18 protein-coding genes and 4 tRNA genes are annotated in these 22,205 nt (G+C 57.6%); 12 read left to right on the top strand and 10 right to left on the bottom strand.

Going from position 1 to position 22,205, the window contains the following annotated elements; all coding sequences use genetic code 11:
• Nucleotides 1–104: 104 nt before the first annotated feature.
• The 3 genes from BMX68_RS03845 to BMX68_RS03855 all read right to left on the bottom strand — a co-directional run bounded on the left by BMX68_RS03845 (nucleotide 105) and on the right by BMX68_RS03855 (nucleotide 1,353).
• Nucleotides 105–181 (bottom strand) — tRNA-Asp (locus BMX68_RS03845).
• 19 nt (nucleotides 182–200) lie between these two features.
• Nucleotides 201–276 (bottom strand) — tRNA-Val (locus BMX68_RS03850).
• A gap of 180 nt (nucleotides 277–456) precedes the next feature.
• Complete coding sequence (locus tag BMX68_RS03855) at nucleotides 457–1,353, bottom strand: LysR substrate-binding domain-containing protein (RefSeq protein ID WP_017130926.1); 897 nt, start codon at nucleotides 1,351–1,353, stop codon at nucleotides 457–459.
• 198 nt (nucleotides 1,354–1,551) lie between these two features.
• Here BMX68_RS03855 and BMX68_RS03860 point away from each other — a divergent pair, with 198 nt between their 5' ends.
• From BMX68_RS03860 to BMX68_RS03880, 5 genes are all read left to right on the top strand, one after another.
• Nucleotides 1,552–2,865: an aspartate aminotransferase family protein gene (locus tag BMX68_RS03860; RefSeq protein WP_017130927.1), complete on the top strand. Its 1,314-nt coding sequence runs from the start codon at nucleotides 1,552–1,554 to the stop codon at nucleotides 2,863–2,865.
• A 51-nt stretch (nucleotides 2,866–2,916) separates the two neighbouring features.
• Nucleotides 2,917–3,828: an amino acid ABC transporter substrate-binding protein gene (locus BMX68_RS03865; protein WP_017130928.1), complete on the top strand. Its 912-nt coding sequence runs from the start codon at nucleotides 2,917–2,919 to the stop codon at nucleotides 3,826–3,828.
• Between the two features lie 15 nt (nucleotides 3,829–3,843).
• Nucleotides 3,844–4,572 carry an amino acid ABC transporter permease gene (locus BMX68_RS03870; protein ID WP_017130929.1) on the top strand — a complete coding sequence of 243 codons (729 nt, stop codon included), beginning with the start codon at nucleotides 3,844–3,846 and terminating at the stop codon, nucleotides 4,570–4,572.
• A gap of 1 nt (nucleotide 4,573) precedes the next feature.
• Nucleotides 4,574–5,323 (top strand): amino acid ABC transporter permease, encoded by a 750-nt coding sequence (locus BMX68_RS03875; protein WP_017130930.1) that lies wholly within the window; start codon nucleotides 4,574–4,576, stop codon nucleotides 5,321–5,323.
• A 122-nt stretch (nucleotides 5,324–5,445) separates the two neighbouring features.
• Nucleotides 5,446–6,621, top strand: a complete 1,176-nt coding sequence (locus tag BMX68_RS03880) for an aromatic amino acid transaminase (protein WP_026013063.1) — start codon at nucleotides 5,446–5,448, stop codon at nucleotides 6,619–6,621.
• 98 nt (nucleotides 6,622–6,719) lie between these two features.
• On the opposite strand, the gene BMX68_RS03885 is transcribed toward BMX68_RS03880, so the two are convergent.
• Nucleotides 6,720–6,796, bottom strand: a tRNA-Asp gene (locus BMX68_RS03885).
• A 19-nt stretch (nucleotides 6,797–6,815) separates the two neighbouring features.
• Nucleotides 6,816–6,891 (bottom strand) — tRNA-Val (locus BMX68_RS03890).
• A 159-nt stretch (nucleotides 6,892–7,050) separates the two neighbouring features.
• Between BMX68_RS03890 and rdgC the strand changes: the two genes are divergently transcribed.
• Both rdgC and sugE read left to right on the top strand, forming a co-directional pair.
• Complete coding sequence (gene rdgC / locus BMX68_RS03895) at nucleotides 7,051–7,971, top strand: recombination-associated protein RdgC (protein ID WP_017130932.1); 921 nt, start codon at nucleotides 7,051–7,053, stop codon at nucleotides 7,969–7,971.
• A gap of 219 nt (nucleotides 7,972–8,190) precedes the next feature.
• Entirely contained in the window at nucleotides 8,191–8,508 is a 318-nt protein-coding gene (gene sugE, locus BMX68_RS03900) for a quaternary ammonium compound efflux SMR transporter SugE (RefSeq protein WP_017130933.1), read from the top strand.
• A 46-nt stretch (nucleotides 8,509–8,554) separates the two neighbouring features.
• Here sugE and BMX68_RS03905 read toward each other — a convergent pair whose 3' ends face one another.
• Together BMX68_RS03905 and BMX68_RS03910 are read right to left on the bottom strand one after the other, a co-directional pair.
• Nucleotides 8,555–10,432 carry an MFS transporter gene (locus BMX68_RS03905; RefSeq protein ID WP_017130934.1) on the bottom strand — a complete coding sequence of 626 codons (1,878 nt, stop codon included), beginning with the start codon at nucleotides 10,430–10,432 and terminating at the stop codon, nucleotides 8,555–8,557.
• A gap of 234 nt (nucleotides 10,433–10,666) precedes the next feature.
• Entirely contained in the window at nucleotides 10,667–11,293 is a 627-nt protein-coding gene (locus BMX68_RS03910) for a cysteine hydrolase family protein (protein WP_017130935.1), read from the bottom strand.
• A 121-nt stretch (nucleotides 11,294–11,414) separates the two neighbouring features.
• Between BMX68_RS03910 and BMX68_RS03915 the strand changes: the two genes are divergently transcribed.
• Nucleotides 11,415–12,371 (top strand): GlxA family transcriptional regulator, encoded by a 957-nt coding sequence (locus tag BMX68_RS03915; protein ID WP_017130936.1) that lies wholly within the window; start codon nucleotides 11,415–11,417, stop codon nucleotides 12,369–12,371.
• A 19-nt stretch (nucleotides 12,372–12,390) separates the two neighbouring features.
• Here the strand turns inward: BMX68_RS03915 and BMX68_RS03920 are convergent, their stop codons facing one another.
• Nucleotides 12,391–13,143, bottom strand: a complete 753-nt coding sequence (locus BMX68_RS03920) for a hypothetical protein (RefSeq protein ID WP_017130937.1) — start codon at nucleotides 13,141–13,143, stop codon at nucleotides 12,391–12,393.
• Nucleotides 13,144–13,394: 251 nt separating this feature from the next.
• Between BMX68_RS03920 and BMX68_RS03925 the strand changes: the two genes are divergently transcribed.
• On the top strand, nucleotides 13,395–16,868 hold the full coding sequence (locus BMX68_RS03925; protein ID WP_017130938.1) for a hybrid sensor histidine kinase/response regulator: 3,474 nt from the start codon (nucleotides 13,395–13,397) through the stop codon (nucleotides 16,866–16,868).
• Nucleotides 16,869–16,956: 88 nt separating this feature from the next.
• Here the strand turns inward: BMX68_RS03925 and BMX68_RS03930 are convergent, their stop codons facing one another.
• Together BMX68_RS03930 and BMX68_RS03935 are read right to left on the bottom strand one after the other, a co-directional pair.
• A complete protein-coding gene (locus tag BMX68_RS03930; protein ID WP_169316084.1) occupies nucleotides 16,957–18,321 on the bottom strand; it encodes a DNA recombination protein RmuC in 1,365 nt (454 codons plus the stop codon).
• A gap of 192 nt (nucleotides 18,322–18,513) precedes the next feature.
• On the bottom strand, nucleotides 18,514–18,837 hold the full coding sequence (locus tag BMX68_RS03935; RefSeq protein WP_017130940.1) for an SEL1-like repeat protein: 324 nt from the start codon (nucleotides 18,835–18,837) through the stop codon (nucleotides 18,514–18,516).
• 931 nt (nucleotides 18,838–19,768) lie between these two features.
• On the opposite strand from BMX68_RS03935, the gene BMX68_RS03940 reads away from it, so the two are divergent.
• The 3 genes from BMX68_RS03940 (at nucleotide 19,769) to BMX68_RS03950 (ending at nucleotide 22,168) form a co-directional block, all read left to right on the top strand.
• On the top strand, nucleotides 19,769–19,993 hold the full coding sequence (locus BMX68_RS03940; RefSeq protein ID WP_017130941.1) for a hypothetical protein: 225 nt from the start codon (nucleotides 19,769–19,771) through the stop codon (nucleotides 19,991–19,993).
• A 267-nt stretch (nucleotides 19,994–20,260) separates the two neighbouring features.
• Nucleotides 20,261–20,743, top strand: coding sequence for a hypothetical protein (locus tag BMX68_RS03945; protein WP_017130942.1), 483 nt, complete (start codon nucleotides 20,261–20,263; stop codon nucleotides 20,741–20,743).
• 144 nt (nucleotides 20,744–20,887) lie between these two features.
• The gene (locus BMX68_RS03950) at nucleotides 20,888–22,168 is read left to right on the top strand and encodes an OmpP1/FadL family transporter (RefSeq protein ID WP_026013064.1); all 1,281 of its coding nucleotides are present in this window, start codon (nucleotides 20,888–20,890) and stop codon (nucleotides 22,166–22,168) included.
• Nucleotides 22,169–22,205: the final 37 nt, after the last annotated feature.

Here is a 22,205-nt window from a genome sequence, read left to right on the forward strand (position 1 = left end):
TGGCCGGAGATAGGTTCCGGTAAAATCCAGAAAGCGAAAAAGCGGCTCAAGGCCGCTATTTCCGTGGCTTCCAGGCGTTCAGTGGGCCTTAGTGGAAGCAAATATGGCGCAGCGGACGGGACTCGAACCCGCGACCCCCGGCGTGACAGGCCGGTATTCTAACCGACTGAACTACCGCTGCGCGTAACACTGACAACGAATGGTGGGTGATGACGGGATCGAACCGCCGACCCTCTGCTTGTAAGGCAGATGCTCTCCCGGCTGAGCTAATCACCCTTCGCTTTCGGTGTGGCGCGCAGTATGCCACAAAAAAAACATAACGCACTGATTTAAATAATCTTTTTTAAATCTCGAACTTTTCGCAAATAACCGACGACAAAAGGCCCACATAGGGCGGAAAAGCCAGGACGGCGCTCTGTGACGCGACAGACAAAACCTCATCAGTCGTAACGACTTCTAACGCCACTCCTTGCTTGGGTCGCGGGAAGCTTTTGAAATGCTGTCCTGCAACCACTCCACAAAGGCCTCCCTCGATTCGGACTTTCTGAAGCCCGACGCGCTCACCAAATAATAAGAGGTGACCTCCACCCAGGATGACGCATCCTCGAAGGGCGCCACCAGCCTGCCCTCCCTGAGCTCATCCTCCGCCAATAGCTCACTTTCCAGCACCACCCCGAGCCCGGCTGTCGCGGCTTCGATGGCCATCATCGAACGATCGAGCCAAAGCTCCTTGTTCGCCACGACAGGCTCCATGCCCATGCGTCGGAAGTAAGCGCCCCATGTAAGCGCGTTGGACGAGTGAATGAGCGTCGCGCGCGCCAAATCATCTAGTGCCTTGAGTTCGAGCCGGCTTACCAACTCGGGACTGCACAACGGACGTAGTCGCTCAGTCAACAACGGTTTGATATCCGTATGGGTGACCAGCGGCGGCCCATAGGAAATCACCAGGTCATACCTGTTAGTCAGCAAGTCTTCGTTTTCGCTCAGGGTCGAGAGCCTGATCTTCACATCGGGATAGGATTGCAAAAAACCGATCAATCTCGGCTGCAACCACTTCACGGCAAAGCTCGGGCTGGCAGCCACCACCAAGTGTCCATCCTGGGATTGAGGCGAGACCACATTGGTCGCGTTGGATATCTGTTCAAAGGCCATCTTGATCTCTACGGCATAAGTCCGACCGGCCTGGGTAAGCACCGCTTTTCCGGCGTGGCGCTGAAATAATTGGACCCCCAGAAAATCCTCCAGGAGCTGAATCTGGTGACTGATCGCCGAAGGCGTGACAGCGAGCTCATCCGCACCGCGAACGAAACTGCCAAGCCTGGAAGCGGCCTCGAATGCAACCAGGGCCTTCATGGGCGGGAGACGAAACTTTGCCGTGGTAGGTGATGAATTCATTTGAGGGTGCGCTGAATTATATGAGCTAGCATGGCAATGACCCACGTTCGTAAGATCCAGTGAACAGGAAGCAAACTGCGAGCCAATTGACAATGCCGGTCCGGCTCGTGAACACCTGTAGATCCGCGCACATTCATATACGAGTTGGGGTTCAAGATGCAAAACGATCTATTGCAGGCGTCCAAAGAGTTCATGGTTCGTTACGGTGGCGATGCTTTCCCGGAGCTTTTCCATTCAGCTAAAGGCACCATTGTTACCGACAGTAAAGGTCGTGAGTATCTCGACTTCACCTCCGGGCAAATGTGCGCCACCATCGGCCATAACCACCCTGCCATTGTCGAAGCGGTCAATCGCGCTGGAAAGAAAGCCTTCCACATGTTCAGCGGCATGATCCCCGAAGTTGTTGCCGAACTGGCTCAAACACTTGCCCGAGACTGGCTGCCCGGCGATATCAAACGCTCTATCTTTGTTAATACCGGCTCGGAAGCAACGGAAGTTGCACTGCGCATGGCCAAAATGTACACCGATGGCTACGAAGTATTGGCCCTCGGTGGCTCGTGGCACGGCATCACCGGTGGCGCAAGCACCGTGTCGATGGCCAGTGATCGTAAAGGCTACGGCGTCCCCCCTCCTGGCGTATTCGTGATCCCCGAGCCGAACTCCTACCGGCCTTATCTGGCGGGCATGAGCGCCGAAGAAAGTGCATTGGCCAACCTCGATGTCGCTCTGCGCATGTTCGATATGCAATCCGCCGGTCGTGGCGCCGCCATTGTTGTAGAACCGGTGATCAGCGCCGGCGGCGTATTGGTTCCGCCCAAGTCGTTCATGCAAGCGTTGCGAAAAGCCGCCGACGACCGAGGCATGTTGCTCATTTTTGACGAAGCTCAAACCGCATTTGGCCGGATTGGCACCAAAACCGGTTCGCAATACTTCGGCATCGTGCCGGACATCATGACCATGTCGAAAACCCTCGGCGGCGGTCTTCCCCTGGCGGCTGTTGCGACCACGGCAAAAATCGAAGACGCGCTGTTCGACAAGCACTTTACCTTCTATACCAGCCATGTATCCGACCCGCTGACGGCGGAAGTAGGCCTCGCAGTCCTGGATGTCATCACCCGGGAAAACATGGTCGCCCAAGCCAACGTCATGGGTGACTACCTGCGCGGGCAATTCAACGAACTCCAGGAGCGCTATGAAGTCATTGGCGACGTCCGGGGCCTTGGCCTGCTGCTGGGGATCGAACTTGTCACAGACCGTGAGTCGCGCAAAGCCGCCCACGAGTTGGGGGCCCTGACGACCCAGAAATGCTTCCAATATGGCTTGAGCATGAACATTCGCCGCCGCCCTGAACGAGGATCGGTATGGCGCATTGCGCCGCCGCTGACAGTAAGCTACAGCGAATGTGATCGCGCTATTGAAATTCTCGAGCGAGCCTTGCGCGAAAGCCTTGATGAAATCGCCAAGCGATAAAGCAGTAGATAAAAATACAATATTAATAAAAACGATGAAGGAGTGGTGGGTATGAAGCGCGTGCAGCTATGTACAAAAGTAATCGCCATTGTAACGGGTTTCACCCTTCTAGGTCTGGTATCACAAGCCCAGGCTGAAAGTCTGACCTTGGAAAAAATAAAAAACGACGGCAAGCTGACTCTGGGCTATAGAGAGTCTTCAGTTCCCTTTTCGTATCTGGGAGGCGATGCGAAACCCGTGGGATTGGCGATTGACCTTTGCACTGCAGTTGCCGAAAAGGTCAAGTCGCAGCTTGATCTACCAAACTTTCAGATAAGATACATCCCGGTCAATCCGGCAAACAGAATACCGCTCCTGCAAAATGGCACCATCGATCTGGAATGCGGTAGCACGACCAATACGCTGGATCGCCAAAAGCAGGTAGCGTTCTCTATTCCGACTTTTGTCGGAGAGACTACCTGGTTGGCCCTTGAGTCTTCCGGGATAACCAATACCCAGCAACTTAAAGGCAAAACGGTAGTTATCACTCAAGGCTCGCTTAGCCTCGCCTCGGGAATGAAACTCAACCAAGATGCAAATCTTGGAATGACCATAGTCAACGCTAAAGATCAGGCGGAATCACTGTTGATGTTGCGCAGTGGCCGGGTGGCTGCATTCTTTGAGGACAACATACTCCAAGCGGGGCTGGTGGCAAACCTGGGTAAGGGGGTGAAGTTCACCTACTTCGCCAATGAATATGCAACACCGCAATATTACGGATTGATGCTGCGCAAGGACGATGGCGAGTTCAAGCAATTGATTGACAATGTCATCAAACAAAAAATGGCCTCCGGAGAGTTTGCCGCGCTCTATAAAAAATGGTTCGAACAACCCATACCACCCCGAGACAACAATCTTGAATTACCACTGAGCGAGGCTCTCAAAGGGGTAATCGCCGACCCCAAAGACTACGTAACAAACTGATCCTGGAGGTGACAAGTGGACATTCTATTTGCACCTACCCCAGATGGCAGTACCTATCTGATGTGGATGCTATCGGGATTAAGCTGGACGCTTCTATTATGGATACTGGCCTCTATAATCGCCTTCCCTGTCGGGATCGTCATAGGTGCCATGCGCACCGCGCCTTGGCGAGCTATACGCTTGACGGGAAAACTGTACGTGCAGATTTTTCGCAACATCCCTCTGCTCGTCCAGGTTTTTCTCTGGTATTTCATCGTCCCGGAACTGCTCCCGATTGCCTATGGCGACGCCCTGAAACAGCTACCGCCGCCATGGATCGGCGTTATTTGCGCAATCGCGGGGTTGGGGCTTTACACCTCGGCGCGGGTGGCCGAGCAAGTGCGAGCAGGTGTCGAAGCCCTGAGCCCTGGTCAGCGTGGTGCCTGCAGCGCGTTGGGGTTATCTGTCCGGGCCATGTATGTTCATATCCTGCTGCCTCAAGCATTAAGGATAACGCTACCCACTCTGACCAGTGAAATGTTGGGGCTATTAAAGAACACCTCGGTAGCCCTGACCATCGGAATATTGGAGATCACTTCCCGTGCCCAGCAAATGAATGAATTCACGTTCCAGACATTCACCGCATTTACCTGCGCCACCGTACTGTATTTGCTGTTGGCCTTGATCGTTCATTTTATGGCAATGCTTCTGGAGAAGCGCTACAGCGTGCCAGGCCTGAACCTCCGACCAACGAGAGGTCATTGAAATGTTAGGCAGCTTCGATACAACAGCGGTCCTGGAGGCTGTGCCCTTGCTGTGGCAAGGTCTGGTATTTTCTCTCGAACTCACTCTCGTAGCTCTTGTGGGGGGAATGGCCTTCGGAATACTTCTAGCCGTAGTCAGGCAACTGAATATTCCAATACTTAGCCAAATTGCCAAACTGTATATCGTGCTCATGAGGTCAGTACCGCTGATACTGGTACTATTCTGGTTTTTCTTCCTGGTGCCGTTGGCTATTGGTCACTTTACCATAGGCGGGCAGCCAATACCCGTTGGTGCAAGGGCCACGGCATTCATAACATTTACCATGTTCGAAGCAGCATTCTATGCCGAGATCATACGCTCCGGCTTGCGCTCCATCAGTGTCGGGCAGTATGAGGCTGCCCAGGCCCTGGGCATTTCGACATTCAGCACTTATAGTAAAATCATTATTCCTCAAGTGCTGCGAGCAACCGCACCAATCGTGGTCACTCAAACTATTATTTTATTCCAAGATACATCCCTGGTCTATGTACTGTCGCTGACCGACTTTCTCGGCGCGGCATCAAAAACCGCACAACGGGATGGAACACTGATTGAAATGTACACAACCGTCGCACTGGGTTATTTGCTGCTATGCGTGGCGGGCTCCGAACTCGCAGAATTCCTTAAAGATAAAAACAATAGCCCCAAAGGCAATTGGATTAAACGTGCGGTAAATTTTCGTTTTTCCTCTTTGGACACTAATGGGCTATGAGCATGAATGCAATGGCCGGACGTAAAGAGATAGCACTCCAGCCCGGCACTGGTAAACACCATTAGCGCCTGACAGATATTCGGCCTTTCCCCCATACAATCGCATTATCGAGGTGTGTTGCTGTGCTAGAGCGACTCGAAGTACTTCCAGCCGATCCACTTCTCGGCTTGATCGAATTATTTCAATCCGATACCAGGCCAAGCAAAATGGACCTTGGCGTCGGGGTATATAAAGACCCAACCGGGGCCACGCCTATCATGCCGTCGGTAAAGCAGGCCGAATCGGTAATTCTTGAAACCCAACAGTCTAAGAGCTATTACAGTTCGGAAGGTAACTTACGTTTTCTGGAGTCTGCAGAGGAGCTGGTTTTTTCTGATCCGGGTAGTTTGAACAACCGGATCAGCGCATGCCAATCGATTGGCGGTACAGGCGGACTTCAACTGGGGGCCGCGCTTAGCCGCAAAGCTCGCAGTCATCAGCGAATCTGGGTGGGCACCCTGACATGGCCAAACCATGTAGCCATATTTGAAAATGCCGGCCTTGAAGTGCTCACCTACGATTACTACAACCCGGCCAGCCACCAGGTGATGTTCGACAACCTGATGAGCGCGGTGAAACGCAGCCAGCCCGGTGATTTATTTCTCATGCATGCCTGCTGCCATAACCCGACCGGCGCCGATCTTGATCACGACCAATGGAAAATACTGGCGCATCTGATGCTGCAATATGGGGTAATCCCTTTTATCGACAGTGCCTATCTCGGAATGGGCAAAAGCTTCAAAGAGGACGCCTGGGGACTTCGTCTGCTAGTGAATACCTTCCCGGAAGCACTGGTTGCGGTGTCGTTCTCCAAGAACTTCGGTTTGTATCGGGAGAGGACGGGAGTATTGTTTGCACTGTCGCCAAATGCCTCCTGCAAACGAGCGGTCGATACCCAACTTCGCAGCGTGGCGAGGGCGACCTACTCCAACCCACCCGACCATGGAGCGGAAATAGTCGCGACCATCCTGGCCAGCCCTTCGTTGAAAGCCCAGTGGCACTCAGAGCTCACCGAGGCGGCGAATCATATACGTGAGATAAGGAACCGCCTTGCCAGTTATGAAAACGCCGGAGCAATCCAGCTCTCCCATGTGAAGGCCCAGAATGGAACCTTCTCTCTGCTCTCGATTGATTACGATCAAGTGTTGAAGTTGAGGCGTGACTTCGGCATCTACGTGCCCTATTCGGGCAGGATCAATGTCGCTGGATTGCAGATAGAAACCATCGATCCATTTGTTTCAGCGCTCCACTCGCTATAAGAGATAGATTCCGAGGGAGTTCAGAAACGAAAAAAGCGGCTCAAGGCCGCTATTTCCGTGGCTTCCAGGCGTTCAGTGGGCCTTAGTGGAAGCAAATATGGCGCAGCGGACGGGACTCGAACCCGCGACCCCCGGCGTGACAGGCCGGTATTCTAACCGACTGAACTACCGCTGCGCGTAACACTGACAACGAATGGTGGGTGATGACGGGATCGAACCGCCGACCCTCTGCTTGTAAGGCAGATGCTCTCCCGGCTGAGCTAATCACCCTTCGCTTTCGGTGTGGCGCGCATTCTACGGAGCGCTCTATACTCTGGCAAGCACTTTTTTTAATATTTTTCTCAGGCCTTCCAAAGACTTAGCAGAGGGTTGGCCTATCGGGCCATGAAGAGAATAATGCCCTCCTTTGTTAAAGGAGAGATTCACCCCATGTGGTTCAAAAACCTGCTTATCTATCGCCTGACCCAAGATCTGCCTTTTGATGCCGAGGCGCTGGAAACCGCACTGGCGAGCAAACCGGCCCGCCCCTGTGCAAGCCAGGAGTTGACCACCTATGGCTTCGTCGCTCCGTTTGGCAAAGGTGAAGAGGCTCCGCTGGTTCACGTCAGTGGTGACTTTCTGCTGGTCGCGGCGCGCAAGGAAGAGCGCATCCTACCCGGTAGCGTGGTGCGTGATGCACTGAAGGAAAAGGTCGAGGAGATCGAAGCCGAGCAAATGCGCAAGGTCTACAAGAAGGAACGCGATCAACTGAAGGATGAAATCATCCAGGCGTTCCTGCCCCGTGCCTTTATCCGTCGCTCGGCGACCTTTGCCGCGATCGCGCCGAAACAGGGCCTGATCCTGGTCAACTCGGCCAGCCCGAAACGCGCCGAGGACCTGCTGTCGACACTGCGTGAGGTACTCGGCACTCTGCCAGTCCGCCCGCTGACCGTGAAGACCGCGCCGACCGCCGTGATGACCGACTGGGTCAAGACCCTGAAAGCCGCCGAGCACTTCTTCGTTCTCGACGAGTGCGAACTGCGTGACACCCAGGAAGATGGTGGCATCGTCCGTTGCAAGCGCCAGGACCTGACTGGCGAGGAAATCCAACTGCACCTGAGCACCGGTAAGATGGTCACCCAACTGGCATTGGCCTGGCAGGACAAGTTGTCCTTCGTGCTCGATGACAAGATGGTGGTCAAGCGCCTGAAGTTTGAAGACCTGCTCCAGGACCAGGCTGAACAGGACGGTGGCGAAGAAGCCCTGGGCCAATTGGATGCCAGTTTCACCCTGATGATGCTGACCTTCGGCGAGTTCCTGCCGGAACTGTTCGAGGCCTTGGGTGGCGAGGAAATGCCGCAGGGTATCTGAGACCATTTGCAGCTGGACGCGGTCTTGTGGCGGGGCCGCTCAACATCGTCCAGAGCAAGGAAACCCCATGCGCGAATCGACCGCACAAACTGACTGAATGGCAACTTGATTTGATCCTTAGATCGATAATGGGCACTATAATGCGCAACGTGGGGACGACCCTGCGGCTCGATCAAGTTGTCAATCCGGGGACGACCCCATCAATCGATAAAGGTCATCATGTCCTGGGTCATTCTATTTTTCGCTGGTTTGTTTGAAGTCGGCTGGGCCGTCGGCCTGAAATACACCGATGGATTCAGCCGTCCACTGCCCACCGCCCTTACCGTTGCAGCCATGGCCATCAGCCTCGGCCTGCTGGGCCTGGCCATGAAGGAATTGCCGTTGGGCACTGCCTACGCGATCTGGACGGGTGTCGGTGCAGTGGGCACGGTGATCGCCGGCATCCTCCTGTTTGGCGAGTCCATGGCCCTATTGCGGCTGCTCAGTGTGGCCTTGATCATTGCCGGGCTGATCGGCCTGAAGGTCTCGACGGCCTGAACCCTTGCCACTCCCGCTGGTCGACTCCAGCGGGATTAGGTTCTCTCTATCGATAGGTCATTCCGCGCAACTGCAACACCTGCTCGCGCAATTGCGCCGGCACCGCCACCTCAGCCGCCACCGCCGCTCCAGCCACCAGTGTCACCCGTGACCAGAAGCGACGGAACAGGCCCTTACGCGGGTCCCGACTGAAGAAACTGCCCCACAGGCCTTGCAGCGCCAGTGGAATCACCGGCACCGGGGTTTCTTCCAGCACGCGGGTCACGCCGCCCTTGAACTCGTTGATCTCGCCATCGCCGGTCAGCTTGCCCTCGGGAAAAATGCACACCAGCTCGCCGTTCTTCAGGTATTGGGCGATCTTCTTGAACGCACGCTCGTAGATCTCCAGGTCTTCGCCGCGTGCGGCAATCGGAATGGCGCCGGCGGTACGGAAGATGAAGTTGAGCACCGGTAGCTGGTAGATCTTGTAGTACATCACGAAGCGAATGGGCCGGCGCACCGCGCCACCGATCAACAGTGCATCGACGAACGACACGTGGTTACATACCAACAACGCCGCCCCCTCATCGGGGATCGACTCGAGGTTCTTATGCTCGACTCGGTACATGGAATGGCTGAGCAGCCAGATCATGAAACGCATGCTGAACTCGGGGACGATTTTGAAGATGTAGGCGTTGACCGCGACGTTCATCAGCGACACGACGAGGAACAACTCCGGAATCGATAGCTTCGCCACACTCAACAAGAGGATCGAGACGATTGCCGAAACCACCATGAACAATGCATTGAGAATGTTGTTCGCGGCAATCACCCGAGCCCGCTCATTCTCAGCGGTGCGTGACTGGATCAAGGCATACAGCGGCACGATATAGAAACCGCCGAAGACTCCCAGCCCAAGGATATCGAGCAACACCCACCACGCTGGGTGGTGGCCCAGCACATTCAGCCAATCATTGGCCTGGACGTTCTGCGGTAAGTTGCCTGAATGCCACCACAACAGCAGGCCGAACAGGGTCAGACCGAAGGAGCCAAATGGCACCAGGCCAATTTCCACCTTGCGCCCGGACAGGCGCTCGCAGAGCATCGAGCCGACCGCAATGCCCACCGAGAATACCGTGAGAATCAGTGTGACTACGGTTTCATCGCCGTACAACCACGCCTTGGCGTAGGCCGGAATTTGCGTCAGGTAGATCGCCCCGACAAACCAGAACCAGGAGTTGCCGACAATCGAGCGCGAGACCGCCGGTGTCTGCCCCAACCCCAGGCGCAAGGTGGCCCAGGACTGGCTGAAGATATTCCAGTTCAGCCGCAGTCGTGGGCTGGACGCCGCCGCACGGGGAATGCCATGACTGGCAAGATAGCCAAGGACCGCCACGCCGACGATGGTCACGGAGACTACCGGCGCGTAATGGCCGGACGACATCATTATCCCGGCACCGATAGTCCCGGCCAGGATCGCCAGGAAGGTACCCATCTCCACCAGGCCATTGCCGCCCACCAACTCTTCTTCACGTAGCGCCTGGGGCAAGATTGAATATTTCACCGGTCCGAACAGCGCCGAATGGGTGCCCATGGCGAACAGTGCCACCAGCATCAGGGACAAGTGATCGAACAGAAAGCCCACGGCCCCGACCGCCATGATGACAACTTCCCCAAGCTTGATCAGCCGGATCAGCGCATCCTTGGCGAACTTCTCGCCAAACTGCCCGGCCAGGGCCGAAAACAGGAAGAACGGCAGGATAAACAGCAGAGCACAGAGATTGACCCAGATACCGCGATCACCATCGATGCTCAACTTGTAGAGGATGGCGAGGATCAACGACTGTTTGAAGATATTGTCGTTGAACGCGCCGAGCGCCTGGGTCACGAAGAACGGCAGGAAGCGCCGTGTACGCAGTAGGCCGAACTGTGAGGGGTGACTCATCTTCCATGGTCCTGAGTGGCGCCGAAAGTGGCTTCTTATTGGAATGCGGATCACCGCTCCAGGCCACAACCTTACCTAATCCTGAAGCTCTATTTCATCATTGCTGTAAGACAGGGTAAAACAAAGCGCTCGCCGTTACAGGTGCCTGGCACATACGGATACCGACTCGACACCTTCCCGGCGATATTCAGCACCGCCCAGAGGCGGCACCGGTAAAGCCGCGGCGCAGGCTGGTCATGAGCGATGCAGCGCCTGTTGATTGGAAGCCGGGATCGAAGACCGAGACAACGCCACCCCGTCATTCACGGCGCACTGCCATTGCGCCGTGCTGACCACGGCGGCAAAACGCGTGTGGAACACCACGCTGAAAACCCGATGGATCTCCTCCGCGCTGGCTTGCCCCGCTGCGTTGGCATAGGGCAGCGAGCCGCTGGCATCACTGAGGAACTCGACCGCCAGGCCACGGTGGGTGGCTTCGAAGATCGTCGAGGCATCGCAATTGTGGGTCATGTAGCCCACCACGCTCAGAGTGTCGATATTGCGCGCCGCCAACCATTGGCCAAGGTCGGTATCGGCAAAGGCAGAGGGCAGTGTCTTGTGGATCAGATGATCGTGGGCACGCGAGCCCACGACCGGATGCAGCGCCCATCCCGACGAGCCGATGGCAAACAGCGGCGAGTCGATGGGACTGTCGTTTTGTACGACCACCACCGGAATACCCACGGCATTCGCCGTATCGATGGCCTTGCCGATATTGGCCAGTGATGCATCGATTGGCGGGTATTCGATCAGCAGGTTGCCGCTGACATATTCGTTCTGCACATCGATCACGATCAGCGCACGACGGGGAGCGTGGGACATGGTTCAACTCCTTGGTAAACAGGTTGGCGCCCATCATTGCCCACCCCTCATCTATCCATAAGTGGCCCGTAAGACAATATTCGATAAGATCGGGCCAAATCCAGCGGCAGAGCGCACCTTGATGAACACGATCCATATCGCCGTGATCGCTTTCAACGGCATCAGTCCATTTCATCTGTCCGTGCCGGCGCTGGTGTTCGCAGAGCAACGCGAAGGTATCGATACCCCGCGCTTTTCTCTGAAGGTCTGTGGATTCGAATCCGGCCCGTTCGGCACCTGCGCCGGTTTCGATATTCAGCTCCACCATGGACTGGAGATCCTCGCCCAGGCCGACGTGATCATCATGCCGTCCTGGCGAGATCCTGAAGAGCGACCGCCCGAGCCATTGCTTGAAGCCTTGCGCCGGGCGCACGACAAAGGTACGCGGATCGTCGGTCTGTGCCTGGGCGCCTTTGTGCTGGCCGAGGCCGGATTGCTGGACGGACGCAAGGCCACCACTCACTGGAACTGGGCAGCGGCCTTCTCTCGTCGATACCCGCTAGTGCTGCTGGATGCCGCTGTGCTGTACGCAGAATCCGACCACTTGCTGACCTCCGCCGGTACCGCCGCCAGCCTGGATTGCTGCCTGTACTTGATGCAACAACTGTGCGGCGCCGAGGTCACGCACAAGGTCGCCCGGCAACTGGTAGTCGCGCCCCACCGTTCGGGTGGCCAGGCACAGTTCATCGAGCGGCCGATCCCCGTGGCGGGCGAGCACGACCGCATGGGGCAACTGTTACAATGGCTCGGGCAGAACTTCACCCGCAGCCATTGCCTTGATGAATTGGCCGACCGGGCGGCGATGAGTCGCCGATCATTTACCCGACACTTCCGGCAACTGACCGGCACCACCGTCGGCCACTGGCTGTTGGGACAACGCCTGAGCCATGCCCAGCGCCTGCTGGAAAGCAGCCCGCACAGCATAGAGGCCATCGCCCTGGAGGCCGGATTCGGCACAGCGCTGTCATTGCGGCAACATTTCAACGCTTCGCTGCAGATTTCCCCATCGGCTTACCGGGCCCAATTTATCGGGCGCTGAGCGGCCCCTTGCCAGCGAATCACTCGGTAGATAGACGTAGGTCATTGAACACGGGGCGAACCTCGGGTTCGGGCGCCTCACGACGAGCATCCAACTGAAACTCCTTGCGCAGCCAACCGGCATCCAGCGCCGGCTCCATACCCGGTGCCGGTCGCTTGATTTCGTCGCCACGAAGCAGGTCATTGCGCAAGATCGCAAAACGCGCCCTGCTGATATGCCCGCCGGAACCGTAGAAGCCGGCCCGCCCCAGCTTGGCGGCGACGCCGGTCTCCCCGCCGAACCAGCCAGCGCCAATGCCCAGGCGGCTCATGAAAAAAGCCCGATCCCTGAGGATCGACGCACAGACCTCCACCAGTGCGATAAAACCTTGGACCACCATGTCCATGGCGTCCAGGCCGTGCAGGACGGCGATTCGCCGACCAATACAACGCCAGCCTTTGCTCACCAGCAACCTGTCGATGACCTCATGGGCATGCATAACCCGTCGCCGGGCATCGCGCTCGCGCAACAGCGCTTCCTTGAGGGAGTAGAACGCAAAGGCCAAGGGCGCCGCGCCCTGGGGGCGCATCGAGTCCGAGGGTAGGACATGCCGCAGTTGCCGATGAATACCGAACAGGACATCGGGGCTCAACAGCAGGTCGGCCTGGCGCGACAAGGGTTGTGCGGCGATCTCCAGGACCAGGGCGAAGGTCAGAGTCAGGTCCGCGCCACGGAGTTGGCTTACGAGGTAATCAGCGTTCAGAGGGGATGCCGGGGATGTGTAGACGGGCATGATCGACCTAGAAAAATCAGCTATGGGATCTGTACCAGACTGACCGCCCCCTCGCCGCCCAGCTTTCAATTAGCGCTCGCCGACAGGCACATTGCCTGCCCGATTGCTTCAACGTTCCATTGCCCGCGAGCCCCTTGGGAGACCTAAAAGCTCCAGGAATCAATGCCACGCCTACACGCCACTCGACCGTCGTGCGAGACTGTAGCGCCGGGGTCGGACTGCCTTCGGGATATCTTTTGTCTGGAGTTTCCATGTCGCTGTCCAGCGGACTGATTGCCGTCGTCGCCCTGGCCTATATGGCCATCATGTTCGCTATCGCTTTCTACGGCGACCGCCGCAGTACCCCCCTGCCGCCACGGGTGCGCGCCTGGGTCTACAGCCTGTCGTTGGCGGTTTATTGCACCAGTTGGACGTTCTTCGGCGCGGTCGGTCAGGCCGCCGACCAGCTCTGGTCGTTCCTGCCGATCTACCTGGGTCCGGTGCTGTTGCTGGTGTTCGCACCCTGGGTCCTGCAGAAGATGGTGCTGATCAGCAAACAGGAAAACATCACCTCGATCGCTGACTTTATCGCCGCCCGCTACGGCAAGTCACAATCCCTGGCAGTGGTGGTGGCGTTGATCTGCCTGGTCGGCGTACTGCCCTACATCGCCTTGCAGCTCAAAGGTATCGTGCTCGGGGTCAACCTGCTGATCGGCGCTGGAGCGGACGCCATGGGCGTGCGGGCCCAGGACACGGCGCTGATCGTCTCCCTGGTGCTGGCGCTGTTCACCATTGTCTTCGGTACCCGCAACCTTGATGCCACCGAGCACCACCGCGGCATGGTGCTGGCGATTGCCTTCGAGTCCCTGGTCAAGCTGTTGGCCTTTCTCGCGGTCGGCGCCTTCGTCACCTACGGCCTCTATGACGGTTTCGACGACTTGTTCGACCAGGCCAGGACTTCGGCGCTGCTGGCCGAGTACTGGCAGGAAACGGTCAACTGGCCTTCCATGCTGGTGCAGACCGGCGTCGCGATGATGGCGATCATCTGCCTGCCACGCCAGTTCCACGTCACCGTGGTGGAAAACATCGAGCCCCAGGATTTGCAGCTGGCCAAGTGGGTCTTCCCCGCCTACCTGATCCTTGCCGTGTTGTTCGTGGTACCGATTGCCCTCGCCGGACGGATGCTACTGCCGGCCGAGCTGCTGCGCGACTCTTATGTGATCAGCCTGCCACTGGCCCATGCGCACCCGGCACTGGCGATGCTGGCCTTTATCGGCGGTGCCTCAGCGGCGACCGGGATGGTGATCGTCGCCAGCGTGGCCTTGTCGACCATGGTTTCCAACGACATGCTGCTACCCTGGCTGCTACGCCGAAACAATTCCGAGCGGCCGTTCGAAGTGTTCCGTCACTGGATGCTGTCGGTACGCCGCATCAGCATCGTAGTGATCCTGCTGCTGGCCTATGTCAGCTATCGCCTGCTCGGCTCCACCGCCAGCCTGGCGACCATCGGCCAGATTGCCTTTGCTGCCGTGACCCAGTTGGCCCCGGCGATGCTCGGGGCGTTGTACTGGAAACAGGCCAACCGCCGCGGCGTATTCGCTGGGATCGCCGCAGGAACCTTCCTTTGGTTCTACACCCTGGTCCTACCGATCGCCGCCCACAGCCTGGGTTGGTCACTGAGCAGCTTTCCTGGCCTGGCCTGGCTACGCGGCAACCCATTGAACCTGCCCATCACGCCCCTCACCCAGGGCGTGGTGCTGTCGTTGGCCGGCAACTTCATCCTGTTCGCCTGGATCTCGGTGCTGTCGCGGACCCGCGTTTCGGAACACTGGCAGGCCGGGCGCTTCATCGGTCAGGAAATCAACGTCCGTCCCAGCGCCCGCTCGATGCTAGCCGTACAGATCGAAGACCTGCTGACCCTAGCCGCGCGATTTGTCGGCGAAGAACGTGCACGCCAGAGCTTTATCCGTTTCGCCTATCGCCAGGGCAAGGGCTTCAACCCGAACCAGAACGCCGACAGCAACTGGATCGCCCATACCGAACGCCTGCTGGCCGGTGTCCTCGGCGCGTCCTCGACCCGCGCAGTGGTGAAAGCCGCCATCGAAGGCCGGGAAATGCAACTGGAGGACGTAGTCCGTATCGCCGACGAAGCGTCCGAGGTGTTGCAGTTCAATCGAGCCCTGTTGCAGGGTGCCATCGAGAACATTACCCAGGGCATCAGCGTGGTCGATCAGTCACTGAAACTGGTGGCCTGGAACCGTCGTTACCTGGAGCTGTTCAACTACCCCGATGGACTGATCAGCGTCGGTCGACCGATTGCCGACATCATTCGCTACAACGCCGAACGCGGTCTCTGCGGCCCCGGTGAAGCCGAGGTTCACGTCGCCCGGCGCCTGCACTGGATGCGCCAGGGTCGGGCGCATACCTCCGAACGGCTGTTCCCCAACGGTCGGGTGATCGAATTGATCGGTAACCCGATGCCCGGCGGGGGATTTGTCATGAGCTTCACCGACATCACCGCGTTCCGCGAGGCCGAGCAGGCCCTGACCGAAGCCAACGAGGGCCTGGAGCAACGAGTCGCCGACCGCACCCATGAACTGTCGCAACTCAATGGAGAGCTGACCGAGGCCAAGGGCATCGCCGAATCGGCCAACCAATCCAAGACTCGCTTTCTCGCGGCGGTCAGCCACGACCTGATGCAGCCCCTGAACGCCGCACGATTATTTTGCGCAGCGCTCTCCCATCAGGACAGCAGCCTGCCTGCCGAAGCCCGGCAACTGGTGCAGCATCTGGACAGTTCGCTACGCTCGGCCGAAGACCTGATCAGCGACCTGCTGGATATCTCGCGCCTGGAAAACGGCAAGATCACCCCGAACTCGACACCTTTTGCCCTCCACGAACTGTTCGACACCCTGGGCGTGGAGTTCAAGGCCCTGGCCCAGGAACAGGGCCTGAAATTCCGGGTCCGTAGCACTCGCCTGCTGATCGACAGCGATATCAAGCTGCTACGGCGGATCCTGCAGAACTTCCTGACCAACGCCTTTCGCTACGCCAAAGGGCCAGTACTGCTGGGTGTGCGGCGGCGCGGTGGGCAATTGCTGCTGGAGGTCTGGGATCGCGGTCCGGGCATTCCCGAAGACAAACGCCAGGTGATTTTTGAAGAGTTCAAACGCCTGGACAGCCATCAGACCCGCACCAAAAAGGGCTTGGGGCTCGGACTGGCGATTGCCGACGGTCTGTGTCGGGTGCTCGGGCATCGGCTTCAAGTGCGCTCCTGGCCAGGACGTGGCAGTGCCTTCAGCGTCAGCGTGCCGCTGGCGCACGGCGCGCTAGCGGTGGACGCCAAGACAGCAGCCCTCCACAGCCGGCACGCCTTGAGCGGCGCACAGGTACTGTGCGTCGACAACGAGGACAGCATCCTGACTGGCATGCACAGCCTGCTCAGCCGCTGGGGTTGCCAGGTCTGGACCGCACGCAATCGCCAGGAGTGTACCGCCCTGCTGGAACAAGGCATGTGTCCGCAATTGGCGCTGGTGGATTACCATCTGGATGATGGCGAAACCGGTACCGGATTGATGGCTTGGCTGCGCACGCGGCTGACTCAACCGGTGCCTGGCGTGGTGATCAGCGCCGACGGTCGCCCGGAGACGGTGGCCCAGATACACGGTGCCGGACTCGACTACCTGGCCAAGCCAGTGAAGCCAGCGGCGCTACGAGCCTTGCTGAGTCGGCACCTGCCGCTTTAGGCCGCCCCCGGGTGGTGAGGCTTGTCCGTGCTCGGCGGCGCAGCCGTCGTAAAAGCGAGCACCTGATCCTGTCTGCAAACCTGCGGGGCTACTCCGGCAACTCGGCCACGCTATCACCATCGGTCATCGCTCGCTCCAGCAGGTCCGCCGGCAAGCTCTTGCTGGCGCGAGCGCCAAGCAGTCTCAACTGCTCGCTGCGGCTGATCAGGTTGCCGCGCCCCTCCGTCAGCTTGTTGCGTGCGGCGGCGTAAGCCTTGTCCAGTTGCTGAAGGCGACCGCCGATTTCATCCAGGTCCTGGATAAACAACACGAACTTGTCGTACAGCCAGCCGGCCCGCTCGGCGATTTCCCGGGCATTCTGGCTCTGGCGCTCCTGCTTCCACAAACTGTCGATAACTCGCAGGGTCGCGAGCAGGGTAGTCGGACTGACAATCACGATATTACGATCGAAGGCCTCCTGGAACAGATTCGGTTCTGCCTGCAAGGCCGCCGCGAAGGCCGCCTCGATCGGCACGAATAGCAACACGAAATCAAGGCTGTGCAAGCCTTCCAGACGTTTGTAATCCTTGCCGGCCAGACCTTTGACATGATTACGCAGCGACAGCACATGCTGCTTGAGCGCGGCCTGGCCTATCATCTCGTCGTCCGCGCCCACGTATTGCTGATAGGCGGTCAGGCTAACCTTGGAGTCCACCACGACCTGCTTGTCGCCCGGCAACAGGATCAGCACATCCGGCTGAAAGCGCTCGCCATCGGTGCCCTTCAGGCTGACCTGGGTCTGATACTCGCGCCCCTTCTCCAATCCCGCCTGTTCAAGGACTCGCTCGAGAATCAGCTCGCCCCAATTACCTTGGGTTTTCTGGCCCTTGAGCGCGCGGGTCAGGTTGGTCGCTTCGTCGCTCAGGCGCAAGTTCAGTTGCTGCAGGCGCTCCAACTCCTTACCCAGGGAGAAACGCTCGCGGGCCTCGGCCTGATAACTGTCCTCGACACGCTTTTCGAAAGACTGAATGCGCTCCCTCAGCGGGTCGAGCAATTGTCCAAGGCGCTCCTGGCTGTTTTGAGCGAACCGTGCCTCGCGCTCGTCGAAAATTTTTCCGGCCAGCTCGGCAAACTGCGCACGCAGCTCGTCCCGCGAGCCTTGCAGGTCGTCCAGGCGTTGTTGATGACTGTCCTGCTGTTCACGCAACTCGGCGCTCAGCGACGCGGCCTGGGCATCCAGGCGGCGCAATTCGGCTTCTTTGTGGCTGCGTTCGAGAGTCCACGCATGGGCCGCATCGCGGGCATTATCGCGCTCGATCTGCAACAACTCGACTTCGCGCCGCGCCGCCGCCAACTCCGCCTGTTTGGCGGCATTGGCCTGGTCCAGATCACTGATCTCGTCACGACAGGCATCCAGCTGGGCATTGAGACCGTCCTGGGCCAGTTGTGCGGTGCCCAGTCGCTCGTTGAGCAAGGCAAGTTCCGCTTGCGCCGCATTGCCACGACGCTGCAATTGCCAGGCACAGACCAGCAACGGCAACGCGCCCCCCAACACACCCAGCAACAGACTGGTCAGATCCAACGCCATAAGGACTCCGGTTAGTCGCCGACGCCAAGGCCGGACTCAAAGGATCAAGGGTAACGAACGCACTCCGCCAGGGACAGCTCAGTCTTCGCCCCGACCCAATTCGGCCTGTGCTATCGGGTCACCGGCACACGCGGCCTGACGCAGCAATTCACGACCGATACGCCGGTCCCGGGCGCTGCTGCAATCACGGTACATCAGTTGCCCCAATCGGCGCTGAGCCAGCATCACACCCTTGCGCGCAGGCTGTTTCAGCAAACATCCGGCGAAATGCTTGACCCTGGGGTGGCGACCCAAGCTCGGGCTGTCCAGCAACCAGAGCGCGACACGCAGGGAAAAAAGCTGCGGTTCGGGTGAAATAGTATTGGACGAAGACAGGGATGATGGGCTTGAGCGAAATTTCATATCTGACGGTAGGGTAGATCGGAGGGCGCGCCACTCTACTCTTTTTTCCCGTCAGGTAAACTCGAAAAAACGTCATATCCCCGTGCTAGAGCAAGCGCTTGGGACAATCCACAGAAGCTGTGGATAACTCAGTGGACAACCCCCCTTTAACTCCCGCAAACCCCCATGGAATGGGGCTCTCAGTCAAACTGACGATTTTTTCACCAATAAAAAAATACGATATTTTTCATTGACTTGTATTTCCGATACAGGCAACCGAAGGCCTGAACCAGCAGATGGTGACGAAGTGACAAGCCGGACGGATAATGTGCACAAGTCGTACTTTGACGGTTATATCGACGCACCTTTTTTGCACAAGCGGGTAGAATCGGTCGCCGCTCCCGCGATAAAAATCGGGGTAAGCGGCTCCAACGAACACCGTGCCCAATCAGCCGGGCACTCTGCAGACTTTCGTCAAGCTTTTTTTCATCAAGCCCTTTCATTTTTCGACTCAATGCGCTAGCATCCGCCCCGTTAGTACCAAGCTGAAAGTCAATTCTGGTCGAACATGTCTCACAGTCAATGCTCTTCAAAGGAGTCAACGACTGAAAAAAGGGATCGACCACCTCGATGGTTTCCAGGTAGAACTTGCCACAACACGGCCTTGAATCGAAAACGAAGGGTGTTGCCAGGCATTATTATTCTGAGCTAAACCACCCTGTAAATTGATCAGGATCTTCATCCTGGGCTCAGAACCTTTGCCCTTGCTGTGACTGCCTGCCCTCCTAAGTACCTACCTGCCAGCCCAAGCGCCACTTACTTCAAGCGCTTCAAACTGGCTGCTTTGTTCCAGTCAGGTTCTTCGTCCGACCAATGGTGGCTCGGCGTTACTGGAACGTTTTAACGTTGCACGGTTCCAATGCCGTGTCATTTGTAGGAACACCCAATAATTATGTCGACTCAAATCCATGCTCAGGATGCCATTCGCACCCTAACCACTGCCTTTGCCCCCATGAACTGCCTGATCATGGCCGCTCGCAAAGGTTGCTTTAGTTTTACCCTGGTCAACGAACACGGCATCGCCCGTCACAGCGAACGCCTGTATCCAGAGCAGTACTCTAGCGCCGAGCCGCTGCAGGCAGTGATCGAACGCACCCGCCAGGCACTGGTTGCCTGAAATTCGAAACTCGTTGCAATACAAAAACCCTGTCGATATCGCAGGGTTTTTTATTACCTAAAATTTCGCAATTGTGTTCGAAATCCTAATCACGAATAAATATATAAGCTTGCGCCACACGCTTTAAATAATTTAAAAACAGTCCTTTACAGCAAAGATATGACACTACACTTCAACTCAGGCGGCCTAGGCCGCTTCCGGCAGACCTGATCGATCCACCGCTGCCAAGCGCCAGGTCTCGCCGGCCAATAACGGCTTGAGGGTGTTATGGGTATTGCCGCGAGGGAACTGCGCCTTTATGTGATTCGCCCAACATTGCTGTACTTGGGGCGTCACAGCCAGACCGCAGAAGCATTGCTGCTAGGTATCGCCGCCAGCCAATCGGACCTGGGGTCGGCCCTGCACAACCGTCGCGGCCACGGCCTGTACCGCATTGGCGAAAACCGCCATGCGGCACTCTGGGACCGCTACCTGGCTCTCGACCCCGAACTGGCCAGCCTGGTTCGCGGCCTGGCCAGCCAACGAGCCTTCTTAAGTAGCCCCCATCTCGAACTCACCGTGAACCTGCGTTACGCCACGGCCATTGCCTGGCTGCTGATCGAGGAGCAGCAATTGCGCCTTCCCGCCGCCGACGATCTGCTCGGCATGGCGCGGATCTGGCGACAGATATTCCAGCCACAGGGACGTCTGCGCGACTTCACCCGCGCTTGGAAAAACTGTGACTCATTGGTCAATTTTGCCGCCTGTTAATCGTATTACTTAAATATCGGCAAAATACTACCGATCCCGGTCTGATTGTCCTACAAAACCCCGCTATCTCCTGCGATACGGCCTATAGCGCCGAAGCGAAAATGTTGGTAGTTTCGCCTCGGTGATCACCACGGAGTTCTAATAATGAAAAAAGTAATGCTCAAGACCACACTCAGTCTCGCCGTTACCTTGGCATCCACCCAGCTTTTTGCGAGTGGCTTTGCTCTCAACGAACAGAGCATCAGCGGGATGGGTACGGGTTTTGCGGGGCGATCCTCTTCTGCCGACGATGCAAGCACTGTTTTCGGTAACCCTGCGGGTATGTCCCTGCTTAAAAGCGATCAAGTGACTGCCGGTGTCGCCGCCATTGATGCCAACACCAATATCAAGCACACCAGAGGTGGCCCTCCCGGCGGCACCAGCGACGGCGATATGGTGCCGTTTACGAGCGTGCCAATGGGTTATTTCGTCAAACAATTGGGTGACGGTTGGGCAGTAGGCCTCGGCGCCTACGCACCTTTCGGCCTGATAACCAATTATGAAGGCAGTTCCGCCAGTCGCTACTACGGCGACAAGAGCGACGTGAAAGTGGTGACCCTGCAACCCACCATCAGCTATGCCTTCAACGATATAGTGTCCATCGGCTTCGGTCCGACCATCAACCGTATCAGCGGCCAACTGACGTCAGCGACCCCCTTTGCCCCCACATTTGGCAGAAATGACGGCAAGGTCAACATCAGGGGTGATGACACCGCCATCGGCTACAACGTCGGCATCCTGGTTCAACCTACCGACGGCACGCGCCTCGGCTTGACCTACCACTCCAAAGTCAAATACGAGTTGGATGGCCATACCAATATTTCCGGTGTCGGTTTCGGCCCAGCCAATGGCTCCCGCTATAAGGCCTCTCTGGATATCACCACTCCAGAGGTCGTAGATTTCTCGATCACCCAGAAACTGGATGATCAATGGACCGTCTACGCAGGTACTTCCTGGACTCGCTGGAGTCGCCTGAAAGACATCACCGTCAAAAACCAAGGCGTCCCTCCTCTGCTCGGCGGCTCAGCCGGTCCGATCGGTACGATCACCGAAGAACAGAACTGGCATGACACCTGGGCTTCGGCTATCGGCGTCTCCTACCAGCTCAACAAGGAATGGGTGCTGCGCAGCGGCTTCTCGGTGGACCAGGCGCCCACCAACAATACCGATCGCTCGGTTCGCGTCCCTACGGGCGATCGCAAAGCGATCAGTTTCGGTGCCGGCTACAACCCAACCGCTGACTGGACTATCGACGCAGCCATCTCCTACCTCAAGGAAGAAGACGTCAACGTCAACCTCAACAGCCCGAGTAAAGGTGGCCTCTACAGCGCCAAGTACAAAAACAGCGCATGGGGCTACGGCCTGGGCGCCACGTACAAATTCTGATTCACCGCGAGCCTGAACGACTTATCGGTTGAGCAGA

It is taken from the genome of Pseudomonas agarici, assembly GCF_900109755.1.
GTDB lineage: Bacteria > Pseudomonadota > Gammaproteobacteria > Pseudomonadales > Pseudomonadaceae > Aquipseudomonas > Aquipseudomonas agarici.

Bases quoted from the DNA above. Each gene is read 5' to 3' on its own strand.
- BMX68_RS03855 (WP_017130926.1), bottom strand. From the start codon at position 1,353: ATGAAGGCCCTGGTTGCATTCGAGGCCGCTTCCAGGCTTGGCAGTTTC.
- BMX68_RS03860 (WP_017130927.1), top strand. From the start codon at position 1,552: ATGCAAAACGATCTATTGCAGGCGTCCAAAGAGTTCATGGTTCGTTAC.
- BMX68_RS03865 (WP_017130928.1), top strand. From the start codon at position 2,917: ATGAAGCGCGTGCAGCTATGTACAAAAGTAATCGCCATTGTAACGGGT.
- BMX68_RS03875 (WP_017130930.1), top strand. From the start codon at position 4,574: ATGTTAGGCAGCTTCGATACAACAGCGGTCCTGGAGGCTGTGCCCTTG.
- rdgC (WP_017130932.1), top strand. From the start codon at position 7,051: ATGTGGTTCAAAAACCTGCTTATCTATCGCCTGACCCAAGATCTGCCT.
- sugE (WP_017130933.1), top strand. From the start codon at position 8,191: ATGTCCTGGGTCATTCTATTTTTCGCTGGTTTGTTTGAAGTCGGCTGG.
- BMX68_RS03905 (WP_017130934.1), bottom strand. From the start codon at position 10,432: ATGAGTCACCCCTCACAGTTCGGCCTACTGCGTACACGGCGCTTCCTG.
- BMX68_RS03910 (WP_017130935.1), bottom strand. From the start codon at position 11,293: ATGTCCCACGCTCCCCGTCGTGCGCTGATCGTGATCGATGTGCAGAAC.
- BMX68_RS03915 (WP_017130936.1), top strand. From the start codon at position 11,415: ATGAACACGATCCATATCGCCGTGATCGCTTTCAACGGCATCAGTCCA.
- BMX68_RS03920 (WP_017130937.1), bottom strand. From the start codon at position 13,143: ATGCCCGTCTACACATCCCCGGCATCCCCTCTGAACGCTGATTACCTC.
- BMX68_RS03925 (WP_017130938.1), top strand. From the start codon at position 13,395: ATGTCGCTGTCCAGCGGACTGATTGCCGTCGTCGCCCTGGCCTATATG.
- BMX68_RS03935 (WP_017130940.1), bottom strand. From the start codon at position 18,837: ATGAAATTTCGCTCAAGCCCATCATCCCTGTCTTCGTCCAATACTATT.
- BMX68_RS03940 (WP_017130941.1), top strand. From the start codon at position 19,769: ATGTCGACTCAAATCCATGCTCAGGATGCCATTCGCACCCTAACCACT.
- BMX68_RS03945 (WP_017130942.1), top strand. From the start codon at position 20,261: ATGGGTATTGCCGCGAGGGAACTGCGCCTTTATGTGATTCGCCCAACA.
- BMX68_RS03950 (WP_026013064.1), top strand. From the start codon at position 20,888: ATGAAAAAAGTAATGCTCAAGACCACACTCAGTCTCGCCGTTACCTTG.